Source organism: Enterobacter cloacae complex sp. P6RS (assembly GCF_014982245.1).
Taxonomy (GTDB): Bacteria; Pseudomonadota; Gammaproteobacteria; order Enterobacterales; family Enterobacteriaceae; genus Enterobacter; species Enterobacter bugandensis.
Genome location: NZ_JADCLB010000018.1, coordinates 259,250 through 281,468 on the forward strand (window position 1 = coordinate 259,250; position 22,219 = coordinate 281,468).

Consider the following 22,219-nt stretch of genomic DNA (forward strand, 5'->3'; position numbering starts at 1 on the left):
GGCAAACGCAGTGCCGCACGGCATTCAGGCCGCACCACACTCCAGGCGATACACCCAGTCGTCATACCGCACACCGTCAATCTCATACGCCTTTTCAAGCACCTGCGTGCGCACAAACCCGGCTTTCTCAAGCACCCGCACAGACCCGCCGTTGTCCGCCAGCACGTACGCGTTAATCGCCTTCACGCCGGTCTGGTTAAACGCGTAGTCACATACCGCGCGCAGCGCCTCGCTGGCGATGCCTTTTCCCTGCGCGGCAGGCACAACCGTGTAGCCGATGTCCGCCTCTTCACGATTCTCAGGGCTGATTTGCAGGCCGATATCGCCGAGTGGCGTATCTTCATTCAGAAAGCGGATCACGAAGACATGCTCCGCCATCAGGCGTGCGGCAAACACGCGTCGGGTCTCTTTCTCAGGCGCAATCGCGGCCATATAGCGCATAATGTCGCGGTTTTCGCGCAGCGAGCGGAAGAACGCCCAGTCAGAGGGTTCGAAAGGGGTGAGATGAAGCCGGGGAGTGGTGATGGTTGCCATTGTTACGCCATTTCATCGGAACATGGCGTATCACTGTAACATATTCAGCGTACCACATCCCCCAGTGCCTCTTCTAAGTCATACCAGCGAAACGCAAACCCGGCCGCCTCCAGCCGTTTTGGCAGCGCGCGCTGACCGCCCAGTACCAGAACAGACGCTTCGCCCATCAACAAGCGAATCGCCGTCGCAGGCACGCGTAATATCGCCGGGCGATGCAGGGCATGCCCCAGCGCGTGGGCAAACTGTTCATTTCGCACCGGATACGGCGCAACCATGTTAAACGGCCCGCGCAGATCGTTATCCAGCAGCCAGATAATGCCGTTCACCATATCGTCGATATGGATCCAGGCCAGGTACTGTCGCCCGTTGCCGATCGGCCCGCCGAGCCCCAGCCTGAAGGGCGGAAGCATTTTACCCAGAATGCCGCCTTTCGGCGCAAGCACCACGCCGGTACGCAGCAGGCAGACGCGGGTATTATCGCTTTGCGCCGCGCAGGCGATACGCTCCCACTGGGCGCAGAGTTTATGGGTGAACTCGTTGTGGGGCGGCTCTTCCTCGGTCACCACCACTTCGCCGAGATCGCCGTAATAGCCCGTCGCAGAGCCTGAAATCAGCACCGACGGCGGGGTCTGGCTGTTGCGAATCAGCTCAACCAGCTTCTCGGTGATGTTCCAGCGGCTGCTGCACAACCGCTGTTTCTGCTCTTCGGTCCAGCGCTTATCGGCGATGGGTTCGCCCGCAAGGTTGATGACGGCGTCGAAGCCGTCCAGATTCTGCCGATCGGCCAGCCCTTTCCAGATATCGACCCCCGCGCCCAGCACCTGGCGCGCTTTCTCCGGGCTGCGGGTCACTACGGTAATGTCGTGATGCAGCGCCTGCAAACGCGCAATGAGATGGCGCCCAATCAGGCCTGTACCGCCGGTCAGCAGAATCTTCATACAACCTCCAGGTTTACGCCTGGCGTCGCCAGCTTAACGTCATGGAGACGGAGTCGGCATAGCGCAGGGCGTGAAGTTTATCGATCTCTACTTCAGCATAAGTGACCCAGTGATGATCGCGTGCGATATCGAGCACATCCTGGGTTAATTTTTCCAGCAGCGAGAAGCGGTTGTTTTCCACGTACTGGATGATGTTTTTGGTTATCGTGCGATAGTTCAGCGCGTCATTGATGTCTTCGCTGGCCCGCGCTTTGTCTGCCGGGTAGTGAATCACCACATTAATGACAATATCCTGACGGTTGGCAATCTCTTCCTCTTTGATACCAATGAACGTGCGCAAGCGTAAATTTTTTATACGAATAATAGCGTCTGGCTGTGACATTGCAGGTCTTCTCCGTGTCAGTATTTCCCGCCCATAATACATGAGAGCCTCTCAGCCACCCAGCCTCATAGGTGATTAAACCTGCTGGATTTTTTGCATTGCGCGTTCGGTGGCCGGGCGGGTCCGGATACGCTCAAACCAGTTGTTCACCGCCGGGTAAGACGCTAAGTCAATCCGGTGTTTATCATGCGTATTTACCCACGGCCAGCAGGCGATATCGGCAATGCTGTAATGGTCGCCCCCGAGCCACGGCGTTTTCTCCAGCCGCTGGTTCAGAACGCCGTAAAGACGCTGGGTTTCAACCTGATATCGCTCAATGGCGTAGGGAATAGTCTGCGGCGCGAAGGCGGTGAAGTGGTGGTTCTGCCCCAGCATCGGCCCAAAGCCGCTTGACTGCCAGAAAAGCCACTGCAGAGTGTGGTGACGCTCGCGCAGTTCACCGCTCAGCAGCTTGCCGGTTTTCTCTGCCAGATAAAGCAAAATTTCACCGGATTCAAACAGGCTTAACGGCCTGCCTCCGTCCGCCGGCTGGCTATCAATAATGGCCGGAATTTTATTGTTGGGCGAGATAGCCAAAAACACAGGGTTGAACTGTTCGCCTTTGCTGATATCCACGCGGATGATTCTGTAATCCAGTTCGGCTTCTTCGAGAAAGAGGGTGATCTTGTGGCCATTTGGGGTAGGGGCGTAATAAAGGTCAATCATTCTCAACTCCTGTCCATGCGAATAGTGGTGCCATGACAAATGAGTATAGGTGCTTGTTGTAAATCGTGAGTTTTCATCAAGTGACAGCGAAGCAAAGAGATTATATGTTGAGTAAAAACCGATCAGCCGATGAGGATGTTATGAACCAGCCCGTAATTACGTTGTGGTCCGATGCAAATTTCTTTTCTCCCTATGTTATGAGCGTTTACGTCGCGCTGGCCGAAAAGGGGCTCTCTTTTACGCTGAAGACCGTCGATCTCGACGGTGGTGAACACCTCAAACCCCAGTGGCAGGGTTACGACCTGACGCGACGCGTGCCGGTGCTGGAACTGGATGGTTTTGCACTGAGCGAATCCTCGGCGATCGATGAATATCTGGAAGATCGTTTTGCGCCGCCGGAGTGGGAGCGCATCTATCCTCACGATCTGCAAAAGCGCGCCCGAGCCCGGCAGATCCAGGCGTGGCTGCGTAGCGACCTGGTGCCGATTCGCGTCGAGCGCTCCACGGATGTCGTGTTTGCCGGTGTGAAAAAGCCAGCGCTCAGCGCAGAAGGCGTCGACAGCGCGCAAAAGCTGATTGAAACTGCAGCCTCGCTGCTCGCTCACGGCAACCCGAACCTGTTCGGTGAATGGTGTATTGCCGATACCGATCTGGCGCTGATGCTGAACCGTTTGATCCTCAACGGCGATGAGGTCCCTCAACTGCTGGTGGACTATGCGGCGTTCCAGTGGCAGCGAGCCTCCGTACAGCGCTATGTGGCACTCTCCGCTAAGCGCGCGGGCTGATAAGCCCTGACGCTTCAGGTATGATAAGGGGAGTTTTTTTACCAGGGAGTGACGGATGAAACTGATGTTTGCGTCAGATATCCATGGATCGCTGCCCGCGACCGAGCGAGTGCTTTCTCTGTTTTCGCAAAGCGGGGCCCAATGGCTGGTGATTCTGGGGGATGTGTTAAATCATGGTCCGCGTAATGCGCTGCCGGAAGGCTATGCCCCGGCGCAGGTGGCGGAAAAGCTTAACCCGTTTGCCTCGCGCATTATCGCCGTTCGCGGTAATTGCGACAGCGAAGTCGACCAGATGCTGCTGCATTTTCCCCTTACCGCGCCATGGCAACAGGTTCTGCTGGAAAACAGCCGCCTGTTTCTGACCCATGGACACCTTTTCGGCCCGGATAATCTCCCGGCGCTCGCGGCTGGCGATGTCCTGGTTTACGGCCATACTCATATTCCGGTGGCTGAAAAACGCGGTGAGATTTATCACTTTAATCCGGGGTCGGTCAGCATCCCGAAAGGCGGATATCCTGCGAGCTATGGCCTGCTGGATGGAAATACCCTGAGCGTTATCGCACTTAATGATCAGCAAGTTATTGCGCAGGTAGCGATTAATCCGTAAGTTACACCACAACTGCAAACGCGCCGAAAGAGCGCTTAGACGAGAAGGTTTCCCGATGGTGGAGCAGAATCATTTGGCAAGTACTGAATGGGTTGACATTGTCAGCGAAGAAAATGAAGTGATCGCGCAGGCGAGCCGCGAACAAATGCGTGCAGAGCGCCTGCGTCACCGTGCAACGTACATCGTTGTGCATGACGGCATGGGCAAGATTCTGGTCCAGCGCCGCACGGACACCAAAGATTTTCTTCCGGGCATGCTTGATGCCACCGCAGGCGGCGTCGTGCAGGCCGATGAAGTGCTGCTGGATTCCGCACGTCGTGAAGCGGAAGAAGAGTTAGGTATCGCCGGGGTGCCGTTTGCCGAGCACGGGCAGTTCTATTTCGAAGACGAACATTGCCGCGTCTGGGGTGGACTGTTTAGCTGCGTTTCCCATGGGCCTTTCGCCCTGCAGGAAGAGGAAGTGAGCGAAGTCTGCTGGATGACGCCGGAAGAGATTACCGCCCGCTGCGACGAGTTCACGCCGGATTCGTTAAAAGCGCTGGCGCTGTGGATGACCCGCAACGCCAAAAACGAATCCGCTAAGCCGGAAAACAAAGCGGAAAAAGAGGAAGAGGCTGAGTAAGCCTTAACAGCTTTCCCGCAGGCACAGGCTGGACGCGATGGTTTTTTGGTCGCGCCAGTCTCCGTCATTCAGACGTTCCAGTAGCGCTTTACCTGCCTCAATCCCAATCTTTCGATGCGGTACCGCCATCGTCGTCAGCGGCGGCTGGCAGACGCGGCTCACGTCGCTATCGCCAAAGCCCACGACAGCCAGATCGTCCGGCACTTTAATGCGTCGACGCTGACACTCATACAGCGCGCCGCAGGCCAGCTCGTCTGATACGCACACCAGCGCATCCAGCTCCGGCCACGCCAGCAAGAACTCTGGCAGCTGTGCCGCGCCGGTCGAGAAGCTCGGCGGCATCGCCGCGTTAATCACCCGGTTCGGCGACAGATGATGGCGCAGCATCGCCTTGTACCAGCCCTGCAAATGCTGCTGGAAAATCCACTGCTCCTGGTTGGCGCACAGCAGGCCGATATTCTGGTAGCCGCGCCTAATCACCATTTCCGTCAGCTCGTACATGGCCGCCACGTTATCGATCCCGATATTCATATCGATCGGATCGGCGCGCATCGCACCCATCTCCATTACCGGAATCGAGGCGTTTTTCAGCCAGTGGCGAACGGTGTCGGTGTGCTCGACGCTGAGCAAAATCGCGGCGGCGATATTTGACGCCAGCAGGGTCTCAAGCAGCTTCTCTTCCTGCTCAAGCCGATGCTGGGACTCTGCCAGCATAATCTGGTATCCGGCGGGCTGCAGCACCTGCTGTAGGCCCGCAAACATTTCAGAGCAACCGGCTTCGGAAAGGTTGGGAACAACCATCGCAATCGTCCATGAGGACGCGGATGCCAGTGCGCTGGCGGCGAGATTGGGCATATAGCCCAGCTCCTGCACCGCAGCTTCAATTTTTTCACGCAGTTTATCGGAAACCTGTTCGGGCGTGCGGAGCGCACGGGAGACGGTCATCGTGCCGACTCCGGCAAGCTGCGCGACATCAGCGAGCGTGACTTTTCCGGTACTGCGCCGTTTTCGGGTTAAAGACATACACCTTCCTGCTGACCAGACGCGTTCTTTTTTCCTTCATTTCAGGTGACAGGCAGTATACGCCTTAAATCCCTTTTTTTGCTGTGATTTCACACCATGATTACATTTTGATAGCGCTATCACATTTCTGCATGTTGGTAATTGGTAGCGCTATCTTTGTGATCGCGATCGCAGTCAATGATTGATGGGTTGAATAAAGTTTGCCCATCTTTAGCGTTTGGCGGGAGGGAAAATGCTCAAAAAGTGGATATATGATACAACCATCACGCTGCAGGATAGCGTGGAAAGCTGGCCACAGGCGCTGGAGATATGCGCGAAACCGCTGCTGGATCTGCAGGTGATTGCACCGGAATACGTGACGGCAATCATTCAGCAGCACCATACGTTAGGACCCTATTATGTGCTGGCACCAGGGCTAGCCATGCCGCATGCGCGGCCGGAGGAAGGCGCCAAAGGACTGGGTTTGTCATTACTAAAACTAAAACAGGGCGTCTCTTTTGGTGCCGGAGAGTTTGACCCTGTCGATCTGATTATTATGCTCGCGGCACCGGATAAACATAGCCATATCGAAATGATATCCGCGCTCGCTGAATTATTTTCCAGCGACGAAGATATGGAGAAATTACATCAGGCGAATACCCTGGAGGACATTAAAACCATTATTGACCGCTTCTGATTTAAATTTTTAATCCGATTATTCACAACATTACGCGCCAGCGTGATGGGGCGTGCTCTACTCAAAATAAGGGGACAACAATGAAAATCATGGCTATTTGCGGTTCTGGCCTGGGCAGCAGTTTTATGGTCGAAATGAACATTAAAAAGGTGCTTAAAAAGCTGGGCATTGAGGCCGAGGTTGAACACTCCGATCTCTCCTCCGCCACGCCGGGCGCGGCGGACCTGTTCGTGATGGCGAAAGACATTGCGGCCAGCGCCAGCGTGCCGGAAAGCCAGCTGGTGGTGATTAACAACATCATTGATATCAACGAACTCGAAGCGCAGCTGCGCGCCTGGTTCGACAGACAATAACCCTGATAAGGCGAGGTGGATATGTTTATCCTTGAAACGCTGAATTTCGTTGTCGATATTTTAAAAGTCCCTTCGGTGCTGGTGGGTTTAATTGCGTTAATTGGTCTGGTCGCGCAGAAAAAAGCGTTTTCTGATGTCGTAAAAGGCACAATTAAAACGATTCTCGGCTTTATTGTATTGGGCGGTGGCGCCACGGTGCTGGTGGGGTCGTTAAACCCGTTAGGCGGCATGTTTGAGCACGCTTTTAATATCCAGGGCATTATTCCAAACAATGAAGCGATTGTGTCGATCGCGCTGGAAAAATACGGCGCCTCGACCGCGCTGATCATGGCCTTCGGCATGGTGGCGAACATTGTCGTCGCGCGCTTTACCCGCCTGAAGTACATCTTCCTGACCGGGCACCACACCTTCTACATGGCGTGCATGATTGGCGTGATCCTGACGGTCGCAGGCTTCGAGGGAGTAGGGCTGGTATTTACCGGTTCGCTGATCCTCGGCCTGATTATGGCCTTTTTCCCGGCGATTGCGCAGCGCTATATGAAGCGTATTACCGGCAACGATGAGATCGCCTTCGGTCATTTCGGTACGCTGGGCTACGTGCTGTCCGGCTGGATTGGCAGCAGGGTCGGCAAAGGCTCGCGCTCCACCGAAGAGATGAACCTGCCGAAGAACCTCAGCTTCCTGCGCGACAGTTCGATCTCCATCTCCCTGACCATGATGATTATCTACCTGATCATGGCGGTAAGCGCCGGGCGTGAGTACGTGGAGTCCACCTTCAGCGGCGGGCAAAACTACCTGGTGTACGCCATCATCATGGCGATCACCTTCGCGGCGGGCGTGTTCATCATCCTGCAGGGCGTGCGCCTGATTCTGGCGGAAATCGTCCCGGCCTTTACCGGCTTCTCGGAAAAACTGGTGCCGAACGCGCGTCCGGCGCTGGACTGCCCGGTGGTCTACCCGTATGCGCCAAACGCGGTGCTGATTGGCTTCCTGTTCAGCTTCCTCGGGGGAATTGTGGGGTTGTTGATCTGCGGTCAGTTTAGCTGGGTGCTGATCCTGCCGGGCGTAGTGCCGCACTTCTTCACCGGCGCAACGGCGGGCGTGTTCGGTAACGCCACCGGTGGACGCCGCGGGGCAATGATAGGCGCCTTTGCTAACGGCCTGCTGATTACCTTCCTCCCGGTCCTGCTGCTGCCGGTACTGGGTGCGATTGGCTTTGCTAACACCACCTTCTCGGACGCCGACTTCGGCGCGGTCGGGATTGTGCTGGGCAACCTGGCGCGCTTCCTGTCACCGCTTGCCATCACCGGGCTGGTTGTGGCGCTGTTCGCGCTGCTGGTGGCCTACAACATCTTCGCGAAAAACAAACCTGCGGGTAGTAACGCGCAGGAAAATACCGGAGCCAAATCATGAATGAGAACGAGATAACCGAACTGGCGCGTCAGATCCGTCTTGAAACCCTCAAATCTCTGACGCAGCTGGGCTTTGGGCACTACGGCGGCAGCATGTCGGTGGTGGAAACCCTGGCGGTGCTGTACGGCGCCGTGATGAAGATCGACCCGGCGGATCCGGACTGGCCTGAGCGCGATTACTTTGTGCTGTCGAAAGGTCATGCAGGCCCGGCGCTCTACAGCACCCTGGCGATTAAGGGCTACTTCCCGGTTGAAGAGCTGAGCACGCTGAACCAGAACGGCACGCGTCTGCCCAGCCACCCGGACCGCCTGAAAACGCGCGGCGTGGATGCCACCACCGGCTCGTTGGGGCAGGGGATTTCCATTGCGGGCGGTATGGCACTCTCGCACAGGCTGGCCGGGCGACCGAATCGGGTCTTCTGCATCGTTGGCGACGGCGAGCTGAACGAAGGCCAGTGCTGGGAAGCGTTCCAGTTTATCGCTCACCATCGTCTGAACAACCTGACCGTGTTCGTGGACTGGAACAAACAGCAGCTCGACGGCGAACTGGACGAAATCATCTGTGCCTTCGACCTGGAGGGCAAATTCCGCGCCTTTGGCTTTGACGTGGTGACGGTCAAAGGGGACGACATTCCGGCACTGCTGAAGGTGACTTCAAGGGTACCGGAGGCCGATGCGCGTCCGCGGGTGGTGATCCTCGACAGCATCAAAGGGCAGGGGGTGCCGTACCTGGAACAGCTTAGCAACTCGCACCACCTGCGATTGACCGCGGAGAGCAAAGCGGCCCTCAATGAGACCATTCGCCAACTGGAGGCTTCACATGATTAAGGTTGCACCGGCAGGACAGAAAGACGCCGTTGAGATGCGCAAAGTCTACGCGGGCTTTGTGGCAAAGCAGATTGAGGCCGGCAGCGAGATTATCGCCCTGGAAGCGGACCTGATGAGCTCAATGGCGATGGACGGCGTAGCGCGCGATTATCCGCAGCACGTGATTAACTGCGGCATTATGGAGGCCAACGTCATCGGCACTGCGGCGGGGCTGTCGCTCACCGGCCGTAAGCCGTTCGTGCACACTTTCACCGCGTTTGCCAGCCGTCGCTGCTTCGACCAGCTGTTTATGTCCCTGGACTACCAGCGCAACAACGTGAAGGTGATTGCCTCGGATGCGGGCGTGACGGCCTGCCACAACGGCGGGACGCACATGTCCTTCGAGGATATGGGCATCGTGCGCGGTCTGGCGCATTCGGTGGTGCTGGAAGTTACCGATGCGGTGATGTTCGAGGATGTGCTGCGCCAGCTTATCGATCTCGAAGGCTTCTACTGGGTGCGCACCATCCGCAAGCAGGCGCCGAGCGTCTATGCGCCGGGCTCAACCTTCACCATTGGCAAAGGCAACGTGTTGCGCGAGGGAAGCGATATCACGCTCATTGCCAACGGCATCATGGTGGCGGAAGCGCTGGAGGCGGCGCGCCAGCTTGAACAGGAGGGGGTAAGTGCGGCGGTCATCGACATGTTTACCCTGAAGCCTATCGATCGGATGCTGGTGAAAAACTATGCCGAGAAAACCGGGCGCATCGTCACCTGCGAAAACCACAGTATTCACAACGGTCTCGGGTCAGCGGTGGCGGAAGTGCTGGTGGAGACCTGCCCGGTGCCGATGCGTCGCGTGGGCGTGAAGGAGCGTTACGGCCAGGTGGGCACACAGGACTTCCTGCAAAAAGAGTATGGCCTGACGGCGCATGACATTGTGTCGGCGGCGCGGGAGCTGCTGTAATAAAAAAAGGCGACCGTGTGGTCGCCTTTTTGTTGCCCGGTGGCGCTGGCGCTTACCGGGCCTAAGGTTCTGTAGGCCGGATAAGCGAAGCGCCATCCGGCAAAACATTACTGCTGCTGCGAAGACTGAATCGCCGTCAGCGCGATGGTGTAGACGATATCGTCAACCAGCGCACCACGGGACAGGTCGTTCACAGGCTTGCGCATGCCCTGCAGCATTGGCCCGATGGAGATCAGGTCGGCAGAACGCTGTACCGCTTTATAAGTGGTGTTACCGGTGTTCAGATCCGGGAAGATGAACACGGTAGCGCGACCGGCAACCGGAGAGTTTGGCGCTTTGGATTTCGCCACGTCAGCCATTACCGCGGCGTCGTACTGCAGCGGGCCGTCGATCATCAGATCGGGACGTTTTTCCTGCGCAATACGGGTCGCTTCACGGACTTTCTCTACGTCGCTACCTGCACCAGAGGTGCCGGTGGAGTAGGAGAGCATTGCTACGCGTGGTTCAATACCGAAGGCAGTCGCGGAGTCCGCAGACTGGATAGCGATTTCTGCCAGCTGTTCTGCGGTAGGATCCGGGTTGATCGCGCAGTCGCCGTAAACGTAAACCTGTTCAGGCAGCAGCATGAAGAACACGGAGGAGACCAGCGAGCTGCCCGGTGCGGTTTTGATCAGCTGCAACGGTGGACGGATGGTGTTCGCGGTGGTGTGAACCGCACCGGAAACCAGACCGTCAACTTCGTCCTGCTCCAGCATCAGCGTGCCCAGCACGACGTTGTCTTCCAGCTGCTCGCGCGCAACGGCTTCGGTCATGCCCTTGTTCTTACGCAGCTCAACCAGACGGGCAACGTAGCTTTCGCGAACCACTTCCGGGTCAACGATTTCGATGCCTGTGCCCAGCTCAACGCCCTGAGACGCCGCAACGCGGTTGATCTCGTCCGGGTTACCCAGCAGCACGCAGGTCGCGATGCCGCGCTCTGCACAGATAGCCGCCGCTTTAACGGTACGTGGCTCGTCGCCTTCTGGCAGAACCACGCGTTTGCCCGCTTTACGCGCCAGTTCGGTCAGCTGGTAGCGGAAGGCTGGAGGAGACAGACGGCGGCTGCGCTCGGAGGTCGCCGTCAGGGATTCAATCCAGTCTGCGTCGATGTAGCCCGCAACGTATTCCTGAACTTTCTCGATACGCTCGTGGTCATCAACCGGCACTTCCAGGTTGAAGCTTTGCAGGCTCAGAGAGGTCTGCCAGGTGTTGGTGTTCACCATGAAGACTGGCAGGCCTGTCGCGAACGCACGTTCGCACAGCTTGCTGATGCGCGCGTCCATTTCGTAGCCGCCGGTCAGCAGGATTGCACCGATTTCCACGCCGTTCATCGCCGCCAGGCAGGCAGCAACCAGCACGTCCGGACGGTCTGCGGAGGTCACCAGCAGGGAACCTGCGCGGAAGTGCTCCAGCATGTGCGGAATGCTGCGCGCACAGAAGGTCACGGACTTCACGCGGCGGGTGTTGATATCGCCTTCGTTAACGATGGTCGCGTTCAGGTGACGCGCCATGTCGATTGCACGGGTGGCAATCAGATCGAAGCTCCATGGCACTGCGCCGAGTACAGGCAGCGGGCTGGATTCCTGCAGCTTAGCCGGGTCAACCTTGATGACTTTCGCTTTGGAAGAGTCGTCGAAGATTTCGGACAGGTCAGGACGCGTACGGCCCTGTTCATCAACCGGTGCGTTCAGTTTGTTAACGATCACGCCGGTGATGCTGGTGTTTTTCGCGCCGCCGAAGCTGCTGCGCGTCAGTTCGATACGCTCTTTCAGCTGCTCTGGGGTATCAGTACCCTGAGACATCACGAAAACGATCTCTGCGTTCAGGGTTTTCGCGATTTCAAAGTTCAGGGACTGGGCAAACTGGTGTTTGCGGGTCGGGACCAGGCCTTCAACCAGCACCACTTCCGCGTCCTGCGCGTTAGCGTGGTAGTTGGCGATGATCTCTTCCATCAGCACGTCTTTCTGGTTGCTGGAGAGCAGAGACTCAACGTGGCTCATCTTCAGCGGTTCAGCCGCAGGAAGATTGGAGTTCTTACGCACGATGGTGGTGGTCTGGTCTGGCGCATCGCCACCGGCACGAGGCTGGGCAATAGGCTTAAAGACGCTCAGACGAACGCCTTTGCGTTCCATAGCGCGGATCACGCCGAGGCTGACGCTGGTCAGGCCGACGCTGGTTCCGGTAGGGATCAGCATAATAGTACGGGACACGGTTTATCCTCTTTCGTTACCGCCGCGTTGGGCGGGTTACAAAACAGCACCGCCAGCATTGCTGGCGGTGTGGAATCAGGCAGTCAGGCGGCACGCGTCTTGCGCGATGACCAGCTCTTCGTTAGTTGGGATAACGATAGCCGGGCGGGTGCCTTCTTTGTTGATGAAGCCAGACTTGCCGAAGCGGGCAGCCAGGTTACGCTCGTGATCGACTTCGAAGCCCAGAACGCCCAGTTTGCCCAGGGACAGTTCACGTACCATTGCCGCGTTCTCACCGATGCCACCGGTGAAGATAACCGCGTCCAGACGACCATCCATCAGCGCGGTGTAAGAACCGATGTACTTCGCCAGGCGGTGGCAGTAAACGTCCATTGCACGCTTCGCGTCTTCTTTGCTGTCGTAGTTGTCTTCAACGTAACGGCAGTCGCTGGTGACTTCGGTCAGACCCAGCAGGCCAGACTCTTTGGTCAGCATTTTGTTGATGTCGTCAACGCTCATGCCCAGAGTGTCGTGCAGGTGGAAGATGATCGCCGGGTCGATGTCACCGGAACGGGTACCCATCACCAGACCTTCCAGCGGGGTCAGACCCATAGAGGTATCAACACATTTACCGTTGCGGATAGCAGAAACAGAACCACCGTTGCCCAGGTGGCAGGTGATGATGTTGACTTCTTCAACCGGCTTGTTCAGGACTTTTGCGGCTTCCTGAGTCACATAGAAGTGGCTGGTGCCGTGCGCGCCGTAGCGACGTACGCCGTGCTCTTTGTACAGGCTGTACGGCAGGGCATAGAGGTAAGACTCTTCCGGCATGGTCTGATGGAACGCGGTGTCAAACACGGCCACGTTTTTGTCTTTCAGATTCGGGAAGGACTTCAGCGCTTCAGCGATACCGATCAGGTGCGCCGGGTTATGCAGCGGAGCAAAAGAGGCAGAGTCTTTGATGCCCTGGATAACAGAGTCGTCGATGACAACGGAGCTGGTGTATTTTTCGCCGCCGTGGACGATACGGTGACCAATCGCAGTCAGCTGAGCAGACAGTTCTGGTTTTTGTGCCAGAATAGTGTTAACGATAAAGTTCAGCGCTTCACTGTGAGCGGCGCCTGCACCTAAAGCCGCTTCTTGTTTGCTGCCGTCCATTTTCCACTTGATACGTGCTTCAGGCAGATGGAAACATTCGGCCAAACCAGAGAGGTACTCGTCACCGTTGAGCGCATCGATGATGGCGAATTTCAGTGAAGAGCTACCGCAGTTCAGAACCAGTACTAACTTACTCGACATGGAAGTACCTATAATTGATACGTGGCTAAAAAAACGTCAATGAGCCTAAAAGCGTAACGCAAGCTGACCCAGACGTTTATGATTAACATCATGCCAAACGAACATTCTGGCAGGATGGAAGAAATACCTATGATTTTAAGCCATTTTGAACATTTTTCAGACAATGGCATAATATGCGATAATTTGACGAGTTAACGCTTCTCGTCTACGGCCCTATCAGGCTGGCACAGAATACCCGATACGGGGTAGCGATGACAAAATATTTTGAACGTTGTCATAGCCTGTTGTGGTTTTGCACAAAAATTTTAATTTTTATATGTGAAGTTGAGGTACAGCCATGTCGACACCCGAAATCCCATCCGTGAGCTTTTTCAGTCTGTTTCGTCGGGGACAGCATTACGCAAAGACGTGGCCAATGGAAAAGCGCCTTGCGCCAATGTTTATTGAGAATCGCACGATCCGCGCCACGCGCTATGCGATTCGCTTTATGCCTCCGGTGGCTATCTTTACCCTGTGCTGGCAAATCGCCCTCGGTGGGCAGCTTGGTCCTGCCGTCGCAACGGCGCTCTTCGCGTTAAGCCTGCCGATGCAGGGGCTGTGGTGGTTAGGCAAACGCTCTATTACGCCGCTTCCGCCTTCTATTTTACACTGGTTTTATGAAGTGCGTGGAAAACTGGAGGAGGCCGGGCAGGCGCTGGCCCCGGTTGAAGGCAAGCCGGATTACCAGGCGCTGGCGGACACGTTAAAGCGTGCTTTTAAGCAGCTGGATAAAACATTCCTCGATGACTTGTGATTGATCATCGAAACGACTAACAAAAGAAGGCACAGTAACACACCGTTACCGTGTCTTTTTTTTACAGTGCAATGCGCTACAGGAGTCGAAAGATGGAAATGACCCATGCTCAACGTCTGATTTTGTCTAACCAGTACAAGATGATGACTATGCTTGATCCCGATAACGCTGCGCGCTACAGCCGCCTGCAAACCATCGTCGAACGCGGTTTTGGTTTGCAAATGCGCGAACTGGACCGCGAGTTTGGCGAGCTGAAAGAAGAAACCTGCCGCATCGTGATCGACATTATGGAGATGTATCACGCTCTGCACGTCTCCTGGACGAACCTCAAAGACCAGCAGACCATTGACGAACGTCGCGTGACCTTCTTAGGCTTTGATGCCGCGACGGAAGCGCGCTATCTGAGCTATGTTCGCTTTATGGTGAACACCGAAGGGCGCTACACCCATTTTGATGCGGGAACGCACGGCTTCAACGCCCAAACCCCCATGTGGGATAAATATCAACGTATGCTGAGCGCGTGGCACGCCTGCCCGCGTCAGTACCATTTAAGCAGCAACGAAATTCAACAAATCATTAATGCCTGACGGAGGTGCGTGTGCAGTGTAAAGGTTTTCTGTTTGATCTGGACGGTACGCTGGTGGATTCGCTGCCGGTGGTGGAACGCTCGTGGTGCCACTGGGCCGACCGGCACGGCATCGACCACCAGGACGTGCTGAATTTTATCCATGGCAAACAGGCCATTACCTCATTGCGGCACTTTTTAGCGGGGCGTTCTGAGGAAGAGATCCAGGCGGAGTTCAAATACCTGGAGCAGATTGAGGCCACCGACACCGAGGGCATTACCGCGCTGCCCGGGGCGCGCGAACTGCTTGAGCATCTGAATGAAGCGCAAATCCCGTGGGCTATCGTCACCTCCGGCTCTGTTCCGGTCGCGCATGCCCGCCATAAGGCGGCCGGTTTACCGAAGCCAGAGGTGTTCATTACGGCTGAGCGCGTTAAACGCGGCAAGCCGGAGCCGGATGCGTTTCTGCTTGGTGCAGAAATGCTGGGCTTCGCGCCTGCAGAGTGTGTGGTGGTGGAAGATGCGGCCGCTGGCGTGCTGGCCGGGCTGAACGCCGGTAGCCACGTCATTGCCGTTAACGTTCCGGCGGGGTCTCCACGCCTGGACGAGGCGGACTTTGTGATTCGTTCCCTGACGGCGCTGGCGGTGTCAAAAGCGCCCGACGGAGTTGTAACCGTCTCGCTAAAAATGTAATCCCATGATATAGCCCCACGCTGCTGGGGCTTTTTTATGGCAAAATTTCTCATCTTCCACTGACAAGGATAGGTTGTGAACGGTGAACTGATCTGGGTTCTGAGCCTGCTTTTAATCGCCATTATTCTCTTCGCCACAGGCAAGGTGCGCATGGATGCCGTCGCCCTGTTTGTCATCGTCGCGTTTGTGCTGAGCGGCACGCTCACGCTACCGGAAGCCTTCTCCGGGTTCAGCGACCCCAACGTTATCCTTATAGCTGCCCTGTTTATCATCGGCGACGGCCTTGTTCGCACCGGCGTGGCGACCATCATGGGCGCGTGGCTGGTTAAGGTGGCCGGCAGCAGTGAAACCAAAATGCTGATCTACCTGATGCTGACGGTCGCCGGACTGGGGGCGTTTATGAGCTCAACGGGCGTGGTCGCTATTTTTATCCCGGTGGTGCTGAGCGTTTCAATGCGGATGCAGAGTTCGCCGTCGCGCCTGATGATGCCCCTGAGCTTTGCCGGTTTGATCAGCGGAATGATGACGCTGGTGGCGACGCCGCCGAACCTGGTTGTCAACAGCGAGCTGATTCGTGAAGGGTTTCAGGGCTTCAGCTTTTTCAGCGTCACCCCGCTTGGGCTGGTGATTCTGGCGATGGGCGTGGTCTACATGCTGCTGACCCGTTTTGCCCTCAAAGGCGACAAACAGGATAAGAACAAAGAGGGGTGGAAGCGACGCACCTTCCGCGATCTGATCAAAGAGTACCGCCTCACCGGGCGGGCGCGCCGTCTGGCCATTCGCCCCGGCTCGCCGATGGTCGGCCAGCGGCTCGACGACCTTAAGCTGCGCGAGCGTTATGGCGCGAACGTGATCGGGGTTGAGCGCTGGCGTCGTTTTCGTCGGGTGATCGTTAACGTGAACGGGGTATCAGAGTTCCGCGCGCGTGATGTCCTGCTGATTGATATGTCAACGGCGGACGTGGATCTGCGAGAGTTCTGTAGCGAGCAGCTGCTGGAGCCGATGGTGCTACGCGGCGAGTATTTCTCCGACCAGGCGCTGGATGTGGGGATGGCCGAAGTGTCGCTGATACCGGAATCGGAACTGCTGGGTAAAACCGTGCGTGAAATGGGGTTCCGTACTCGCTATGGCCTGAACGTAGTGGGGCTGAAGCGTGATGGCGTGGCAATGGAAGGGGCCGTCGTCGATGAGCCGATCCTGCTGGGCGATATCTTTCTCGTGGTCGGCAACTGGAAGCTGATAAGCCAGCTCGGGCAAAAAGGGCGTGATTTTGTGGTGCTCAACATGCCGGTCGAGGAGAGCGATGCCTCCCCGGCGCACAGCCAGGCGCCCCATGCGATTTTCTGTCTGGTACTGATGGTGGCGCTGATGCTGACCGATGAAATCCCTAATCCGGTCGCAGCCATTATCGCCTGCCTGCTGATGGGGAAATTCCGCTGCATTGACGCCGAAAGCGCGTATAAAGCCATTCACTGGCCGAGCATTATTCTTATCGTCGGGATGATGCCCTTTGCCCTGGCACTGCAAAAAACCGGCGGGGTAGATCTGATCGTAAAAGGCTTGATGGACGTGGGCGGCGGGTATGGACCGTACATGATGATGGTCTGTCTGTTTGTCATGTGCGCCACGATAGGGTTATTTATCTCGAATACCGCGACGGCGGTGCTGATGGCGCCCATTGCGCTGGCGATGGCGAAATCCATGGGCGTGTCGCCGTACCCGTTTGCGATGATGGTCGCGATGGCGGCATCCGCGGCGTTTATGACGCCGGTTTCATCGCCGGTGAACACGCTGGTGCTGGGGCCGGGGAATTATAAGTTCAGCGATTTCGTGAAGCTGGGCGTGCCGTTCACCGTGCTGGTGATGGTGGTGTGCGTGGTGTTAATTCCGGTTTTATTCCCGTTTTAGCGTGAGCGCAGAAACGTAGGCCGGGTAAGGCGAAGCCTCCACCCGGCTAAAATTACAACGGTGAATCCTGGCTAATCTCGTCCAGCGATAGATGGAAGCTCGGCACAAATACCTGCATGAAGTAGTCCATCTCTTCGCTGCGGCGGGATTCCAGCGTTTTTTCCAGACGCGTTTTCGCCAGTAAAAACTCATTATTGCCCGCAGACAGCTCTTCCAGACACTTCAGATATGCGCACAGCGCGTCGGCCTGCTTGACCAGCGACTTTTCATCTTCCGTATACTGATGCTCGTCGATGAGCGGTTCAAAGATATCGCGCAGCTCTTCGGGCACCATCTCGATAAGCTTCTGCTGGGCAATCTTCTCGATAGCCTTATATTCCTGAGCAATCTGAGAATTGAAATATTTCACTGGCGTAGGCAGGTCGCCGGTCAGCACCTCTGATGCGTCGTGGTACATCGCCAGCAAAGCGATGCGCTCGGCATTCACCTGCCCGTTAAATTTGCGATTCTTAATGGCAGCCAGCGCATGAGCAACCATAGCAACCTGCAGGCTATGCTCAGACACGTTCTCTGTACGCACGTTGCGCATCAGCGGCCAGCGGTTGATCAGTTTCAGGCGGGAGAGGTGGGCAAAGAAATGGCTCTGACTCATAGGTTACCTTTTGTCTTCACTGCGACAGAACTTCATTGTGCGGGGAGGGGAGGGAAGATGCAAATCAGGCTACCGAAGTAGCCTGATTTTAAGATTACTGATGGTATCCAGAGAGGAATCGCCCGAAGCGGCTGATAGCCATTTCGAGATCGTCTTCACGTGGCAGGGTCACGATACGCACGTGGTCCGGCCACGGCCAGTTAAACGCCGTCCCCTGAACCAGCAGCACTTTTTCCTGCAACAGGAAATCGAGCACCATTTTCTGATCGTCGTGGATATTGAAGCGCTTCGCGTCAATTTTCGGGAACATATACAGCGCCCCGTTCGGCTTCACGCAGGAGACGCCCGGGATATCGTTGATCAGTTCCCATGCGCGGTTACGCTGTTCGTACAGGCGACCGCCAGGGACGATAAACTCGCTGATGCTCTGGTAGCCGCCCAGCGCCGTCTGGATCGCGTGCTGCGCAGGCACGTTGGCGCAAAGACGCATCGACGCCAGCATCTCAAGCCCTTCAATATAGCCTTTTGCGTGCTTTTTCGGGCCGTTCAGCACCATCCAGCCCTGACGGAAACCGGCCACGCGGTAGGTTTTAGACAGTCCGTTAAAGGTGACGGTCAGCAGGTCGGGCGCCAGCGCGGCGATAGAGTGGTGCTGCGCCGCGTCGTACAGGATCTTGTCGTAGATTTCGTCAGCGAAGATGATCAGGTTGTGCTGGCGGGCGATCTCCACAATCTCCATCAGCAGCTCTTTTGAATAGACCGCGCCCGTCGGGTTGTTCGGGTTGATGATCACAATCCCACGCGTGCGAGGCGTGATTTTCGCGCGAATGTCGTCCAGATCCGGGAACCAGTCAGAGGATTCGTCGCAAAGATAATGTACCGCTTTACCGCTGGAGAGCGATACGGCAGCGGTCCACAGCGGATAGTCCGGCGCGGGAACCAGCATTTCGTCACCGCTGTTCAGCAGCGCCTGCATGGCCTGAACGATAAGTTCGGAGACGCCGTTGCCGATATAGATATCTTCGACGGTAACGTCACGCATACCGCGCGCCTGGTAGTGCTGCATAATGGCTTTACGGGCGGAGTAAAGTCCCTTTGAGTCACAATAGCCTTGTGCCGTAGGCAGGTTGCGGATCACATCAACCAGAATTTCATCCGGCGCTTCAAAACCAAATGGCGCGGGGTTGCCGATGTTGAGCTTCAGAACCTTGTTGCCTTCTTCTTCAAGGCGTTTTGCCTCTTTCAGAACCGGGCCACGGATGTCATAACAGACGTTATCTAGCTTGCTGGATTTTTCGATAGGGGACATGAACCTTTAACCTTTTCGCTATTATTGCCACTCCCTGCCGTGGAAGTCAGCACGGAATAATGTACTCCCCCCACGCTTCGTTTTGAAGGGTGTGCAGAAGAAGATTTTGTGCTCATAGCGAAATTGTGATGAATCTTTTTAACTATTGACTGACGCTTTCACTGCCTTAACGTAATGTACAAACCAAAAATAATGGTTGATTGTACTGCGAATTAATGTGAATTGTGTATATTGTTCTGATGGAAAATAAAAAACGCGCAGACAACAAGCAGAAGTTACGCTGGGTGACATTTCGTAAAACCTGAGTGTTGAAGGGACCTTGCAGTAATAGCCCGGAGCGGCTAAAAGTTAATCATGTGAAATTAATGTTAAGTGTTATTAATGAATGACCATAATCTAAATTAAAATTTATTTATTATTAACCAACAAAATGCAACTTTAGTTAATTCTAATAAAATTAGTTTAGAAGCTTAACAAACCTCTTTAATCCTGAATATTGCAATAAGACTTATAAATAAAGTGGATTTGGGTTAAGATGTCTATACGGAAAGCAGTAGAAAGATGCAGTGGTTTTGCATTTTTGAAACTGATTTTTCGATTTAATTGATTGTTATTGTTGGAGTTATCTCTGGCTGGAATGTGTCAAACATCTCCTGCTACGTTGACAGCGCTGCGAAAAAGATGGCAGAAAAAGTGTTACGCCTTTAATGTAATTTACATAACCCTGCGAACATCTAAATATCCTGAACGTTTAAGAGAATAAAAATAACGTCATGAAACGTGCTTTCTGACTGTTGATATAAAGCAGCACAATAACTATCTGTCAGGCAGTCTGCCGGGCCGGGATGCGAGGGAAAACCTTCAGAAGGAATTGCTTAACTGTTACACACAGCTTCAACCCGGGCAGCTCCGCACGAGCAACCTGAAAGTGAATAGATATGATAAATGCAAATCGTCCGATAATGAATCTCGACCTCGATCTGCTGAGAACGTTTGTTGCGGTCGCCGATCTCAACACTTTTGCAGCAGCTGCTGCCGCCGTCTGCCGAACTCAGTCCGCCGTTAGCCAGCAAATGCAGCGGCTGGAGCAACTGGTTGGGAAAGAGCTTTTTGCCCGTCACGGGCGTAATAAGCTCTTAACGGAACACGGTATTCAGCTACTGGGTTATGCCAGGAAAATTCTTCGCTTTAATGATGAAGCATGTATGTCATTAATGTTTAGCAACCTTCAGGGGGTGTTAACCTTAGGGGCATCTGATGAGTCAGCGGATACAATATTGCCGTTTCTTCTCAACCGAATTAGCTCGGTTTATCCGAAGCTTGCGCTGGATGTGAGCGTAAAACGTAATGCCTTTATGGTTGAGATGTTAAATGAGAACAAGGTCGACCTGGTGGTCACGACGCATCGTCCCGGACAGTTTGATTGTCTGACCTTGCGCACATCGCCAACGCACTGGTATTGCGCAGCGGAATACGTGTTGCAAAAAGGGGAACCCGTACCGCTGGTTTTACTGGACGATCCGAGTCCTTTCCGGGATATGGTGCTTACGGCGTTAAATGAAGCCAACATTCCGTGGCGTCTGGCCTATGTGGCGTCCACGCTGCCCGCGGTGCGTGCCGCCGTGAAAGCGGGTCTTGGCGTAACGGCCCGTCCGGTAGAGATGATGAGCCCCGATCTGCGCGTTCTCGGTAAATCTGATGGTCTCCCAGCGCTGCCGGATACCGAGTATCTGCTTTGCCATAACGCGTCCAGTCATAACGAGCTGGCGAAGGTGGTGTTTGAGGCGATGGAAAATTACCATAACCCATGGCAGTTCGAGCATGTTACCTCCGAAGGGGGGGATGATTCCCTGATCGTTGAAGGTGACTTTGAGTGATCAAAAGCTCAAAATTCTGGTAACAAATTGTAAGTGTAAAAAAAAGCCACTCGTGCCGTTTTCGCACGCAGTGGCTTTTTTTTGCCATTATTATCCTCTTTCGTTACAGGGTTTTCATAAATAAAACATACATATCAAGGGAATAAATGCTTCTGCTTAAATCTTGTTCACTTTCCGTTCTAACTTCATCCATAACCCCTTGATGTTAAAAAAGCAGCAAATATGTTGCCGGTTTTTTGGGTGAATTAACAAAAGCGTGTCTCAGATCAAGAAAATACTCCTATTTGGGGGGAGGAATCGTTGGCAAATCCTGTCAAAATAGGAGGGTTATTTTTTTTACTTCCAAAACGGACACGATTCAACAACATGCATTTGACGAAAAGTCAGGTAACCACCAGGGTTAAAGGGCACCAAATGTTAATGAGAATCGCTCGATGTAATTTAATGTGAAGAAACCTTTGTTAAAGTTGACAATAGGTTATAGAAAGGAGTAAAAAACCCCATCATTTTGCTGTCTACGTCTCATTTCAGACAGTTAGTGTAAGGTTATTTGTTCCTCCCCATGAATCGATGTGATGCCCATCTGCCAGCAAGAGCAGTGTCGTCGGTATCACTTTTGATGAGTAAGCAATGAGTATGTCAACATCCACAGAAGTCATCGCTCATCACTGGGCATTCGCAATCTTTCTTATTGTAGCCATTGGCCTGTGCTGCCTGATGTTAGTCGGCGGCTGGTTCCTGGGCGGTCGCGCCCGTGCAAGGCACAAAAACACACCTTTCGAATCAGGTATTGATTCAGTAGGTTCCGCTCGCTTACGCCTGTCTGCCAAGTTCTATCTGGTAGCGATGTTCTTCGTCATCTTTGACGTGGAAGCGCTCTACCTGTTCGCATGGTCGACCTCCATTCGCGAAAGTGGTTGGGTGGGCTTTGTCGAGGCCGCAATTTTCATTTTAGTGCTACTGGCCGGTCTGGTTTATCTGGTGCGTATTGGCGCGCTTGACTGGACGCCTGCGCGTTCACGTCGTGAACACATCAACCCGGAAAACAGTATCTCTAATCGTCAGCAGTAACAGCGAGGCAATA

At 54.8% G+C, this 22,219-nt stretch carries 23 protein-coding genes; 14 read left to right on the forward strand and 9 right to left on the reverse strand.

From position 1 onward, the window contains the following. Positions 1-24: 24 nt before the first annotated feature. The 4 genes from INF73_RS12620 to yfcG all read right to left on the reverse strand — a co-directional run bounded on the left by INF73_RS12620 (position 25) and on the right by yfcG (position 2,559). Positions 25-534 carry a GNAT family N-acetyltransferase gene (locus tag INF73_RS12620; RefSeq protein ID WP_047367996.1) on the reverse strand — a complete coding sequence of 170 codons (510 nt, stop codon included), beginning with the start codon at positions 532-534 and terminating at the stop codon, positions 25-27. Between the two features lie 44 nt (positions 535-578). After that, entirely contained in the window at positions 579-1,472 is an 894-nt protein-coding gene (locus INF73_RS12625; RefSeq protein WP_047367995.1) for a TIGR01777 family oxidoreductase, read from the reverse strand. Between the two features lie 13 nt (positions 1,473-1,485). Further along, positions 1,486-1,854, reverse strand: coding sequence for a dihydroneopterin triphosphate 2'-epimerase (gene folX, locus INF73_RS12630; protein WP_028013950.1), 369 nt, complete (start codon positions 1,852-1,854; stop codon positions 1,486-1,488). A gap of 75 nt (positions 1,855-1,929) precedes the next feature. Beyond that, entirely contained in the window at positions 1,930-2,559 is a 630-nt protein-coding gene (gene yfcG / locus INF73_RS12635; protein WP_028013949.1) for a GSH-dependent disulfide bond oxidoreductase, read from the reverse strand. Positions 2,560-2,699: 140 nt separating this feature from the next. On the opposite strand from yfcG, the gene yfcF reads away from it, so the two are divergent. From yfcF to yfcD, 3 genes are read left to right on the forward strand one after another with little or no spacing between them, the layout of a single operon-like run. After that, complete coding sequence (yfcF, locus tag INF73_RS12640; RefSeq protein ID WP_047367994.1) at positions 2,700-3,344, forward strand: glutathione transferase; 645 nt, start codon at positions 2,700-2,702, stop codon at positions 3,342-3,344. Positions 3,345-3,399: 55 nt separating this feature from the next. Continuing rightward, complete coding sequence (gene yfcE, locus INF73_RS12645) at positions 3,400-3,951, forward strand: phosphodiesterase (protein ID WP_028013947.1); 552 nt, start codon at positions 3,400-3,402, stop codon at positions 3,949-3,951. 55 nt (positions 3,952-4,006) lie between these two features. Then, entirely contained in the window at positions 4,007-4,573 is a 567-nt protein-coding gene (gene yfcD, locus INF73_RS12650; RefSeq protein ID WP_006811396.1) for an NUDIX hydrolase YfcD, read from the forward strand. 3 nt (positions 4,574-4,576) lie between these two features. On the opposite strand, the gene INF73_RS12655 is transcribed toward yfcD, so the two are convergent. Then, entirely contained in the window at positions 4,577-5,596 is a 1,020-nt protein-coding gene (locus INF73_RS12655) for a LacI family DNA-binding transcriptional regulator (RefSeq protein ID WP_028013946.1), read from the reverse strand. A 232-nt stretch (positions 5,597-5,828) separates the two neighbouring features. Between INF73_RS12655 and INF73_RS12660 the strand changes: the two genes are divergently transcribed. The 5 genes from INF73_RS12660 to INF73_RS12680 all read left to right on the forward strand — a co-directional run bounded on the left by INF73_RS12660 (position 5,829) and on the right by INF73_RS12680 (position 9,811). Further along, entirely contained in the window at positions 5,829-6,272 is a 444-nt protein-coding gene (locus tag INF73_RS12660; protein ID WP_047367993.1) for a PTS sugar transporter subunit IIA, read from the forward strand. A gap of 80 nt (positions 6,273-6,352) precedes the next feature. After that, positions 6,353-6,625 (forward strand): PTS sugar transporter subunit IIB, encoded by a 273-nt coding sequence (locus INF73_RS12665; protein ID WP_100169933.1) that lies wholly within the window; start codon positions 6,353-6,355, stop codon positions 6,623-6,625. Between the two features lie 21 nt (positions 6,626-6,646). Next, a complete protein-coding gene (locus INF73_RS12670) occupies positions 6,647-8,038 on the forward strand; it encodes a PTS ascorbate transporter subunit IIC (RefSeq protein ID WP_045631476.1) in 1,392 nt (463 codons plus the stop codon). After that, complete coding sequence (locus tag INF73_RS12675) at positions 8,035-8,865, forward strand: transketolase (protein ID WP_028013942.1); 831 nt, start codon at positions 8,035-8,037, stop codon at positions 8,863-8,865. The genes INF73_RS12670 and INF73_RS12675 overlap by 4 nt, the downstream gene beginning before the upstream one ends. Next, the gene (locus tag INF73_RS12680; RefSeq protein ID WP_045259691.1) at positions 8,858-9,811 is read left to right on the forward strand and encodes a transketolase family protein; all 954 of its coding nucleotides are present in this window, start codon (positions 8,858-8,860) and stop codon (positions 9,809-9,811) included. The genes INF73_RS12675 and INF73_RS12680 overlap by 8 nt, the downstream gene beginning before the upstream one ends. Before the next feature lie 107 nt (positions 9,812-9,918). Here INF73_RS12680 and pta read toward each other — a convergent pair whose 3' ends face one another. After that, positions 9,919-12,060: a phosphate acetyltransferase gene (gene pta / locus INF73_RS12685; RefSeq protein ID WP_041908921.1), complete on the reverse strand. Its 2,142-nt coding sequence runs from the start codon at positions 12,058-12,060 to the stop codon at positions 9,919-9,921. Between the two features lie 75 nt (positions 12,061-12,135). Then, positions 12,136-13,338, reverse strand: coding sequence for an acetate kinase (gene ackA / locus INF73_RS12690; protein WP_041908924.1), 1,203 nt, complete (start codon positions 13,336-13,338; stop codon positions 12,136-12,138). Between the two features lie 337 nt (positions 13,339-13,675). Here ackA and yfbV point away from each other — a divergent pair, with 337 nt between their 5' ends. The 4 genes from yfbV (at position 13,676) to INF73_RS12710 (ending at position 17,297) form a co-directional block, all read left to right on the forward strand. Continuing rightward, positions 13,676-14,131: a terminus macrodomain insulation protein YfbV gene (yfbV, locus tag INF73_RS12695; protein WP_028013938.1), complete on the forward strand. Its 456-nt coding sequence runs from the start codon at positions 13,676-13,678 to the stop codon at positions 14,129-14,131. Between the two features lie 92 nt (positions 14,132-14,223). Continuing rightward, the gene (locus INF73_RS12700; RefSeq protein ID WP_003861461.1) at positions 14,224-14,718 is read left to right on the forward strand and encodes a YfbU family protein; all 495 of its coding nucleotides are present in this window, start codon (positions 14,224-14,226) and stop codon (positions 14,716-14,718) included. 11 nt (positions 14,719-14,729) lie between these two features. Beyond that, positions 14,730-15,389, forward strand: coding sequence for a sugar phosphatase (locus tag INF73_RS12705; protein WP_193541785.1), 660 nt, complete (start codon positions 14,730-14,732; stop codon positions 15,387-15,389). A gap of 75 nt (positions 15,390-15,464) precedes the next feature. Beyond that, positions 15,465-17,297 (forward strand): SLC13 family permease, encoded by a 1,833-nt coding sequence (locus INF73_RS12710; RefSeq protein ID WP_028013936.1) that lies wholly within the window; start codon positions 15,465-15,467, stop codon positions 17,295-17,297. A gap of 52 nt (positions 17,298-17,349) precedes the next feature. Here INF73_RS12710 and yfbR read toward each other — a convergent pair whose 3' ends face one another. Both yfbR and alaA read right to left on the reverse strand, forming a co-directional pair. Beyond that, a complete protein-coding gene (gene yfbR, locus INF73_RS12715; protein WP_028013935.1) occupies positions 17,350-17,949 on the reverse strand; it encodes a 5'-deoxynucleotidase in 600 nt (199 codons plus the stop codon). Positions 17,950-18,043: 94 nt separating this feature from the next. Beyond that, positions 18,044-19,258: an alanine transaminase AlaA gene (gene alaA, locus INF73_RS12720; RefSeq protein ID WP_003861471.1), complete on the reverse strand. Its 1,215-nt coding sequence runs from the start codon at positions 19,256-19,258 to the stop codon at positions 18,044-18,046. Positions 19,259-20,196: 938 nt separating this feature from the next. Between alaA and lrhA the strand changes: the two genes are divergently transcribed. Continuing rightward, entirely contained in the window at positions 20,197-21,135 is a 939-nt protein-coding gene (lrhA, locus tag INF73_RS12725) for a transcriptional regulator LrhA (protein ID WP_028013934.1), read from the forward strand. A gap of 630 nt (positions 21,136-21,765) precedes the next feature. After that, a complete protein-coding gene (nuoA, locus tag INF73_RS12730) occupies positions 21,766-22,206 on the forward strand; it encodes an NADH-quinone oxidoreductase subunit NuoA (protein ID WP_014171000.1) in 441 nt (146 codons plus the stop codon). Positions 22,207-22,219 lie beyond the last annotated feature (13 nt).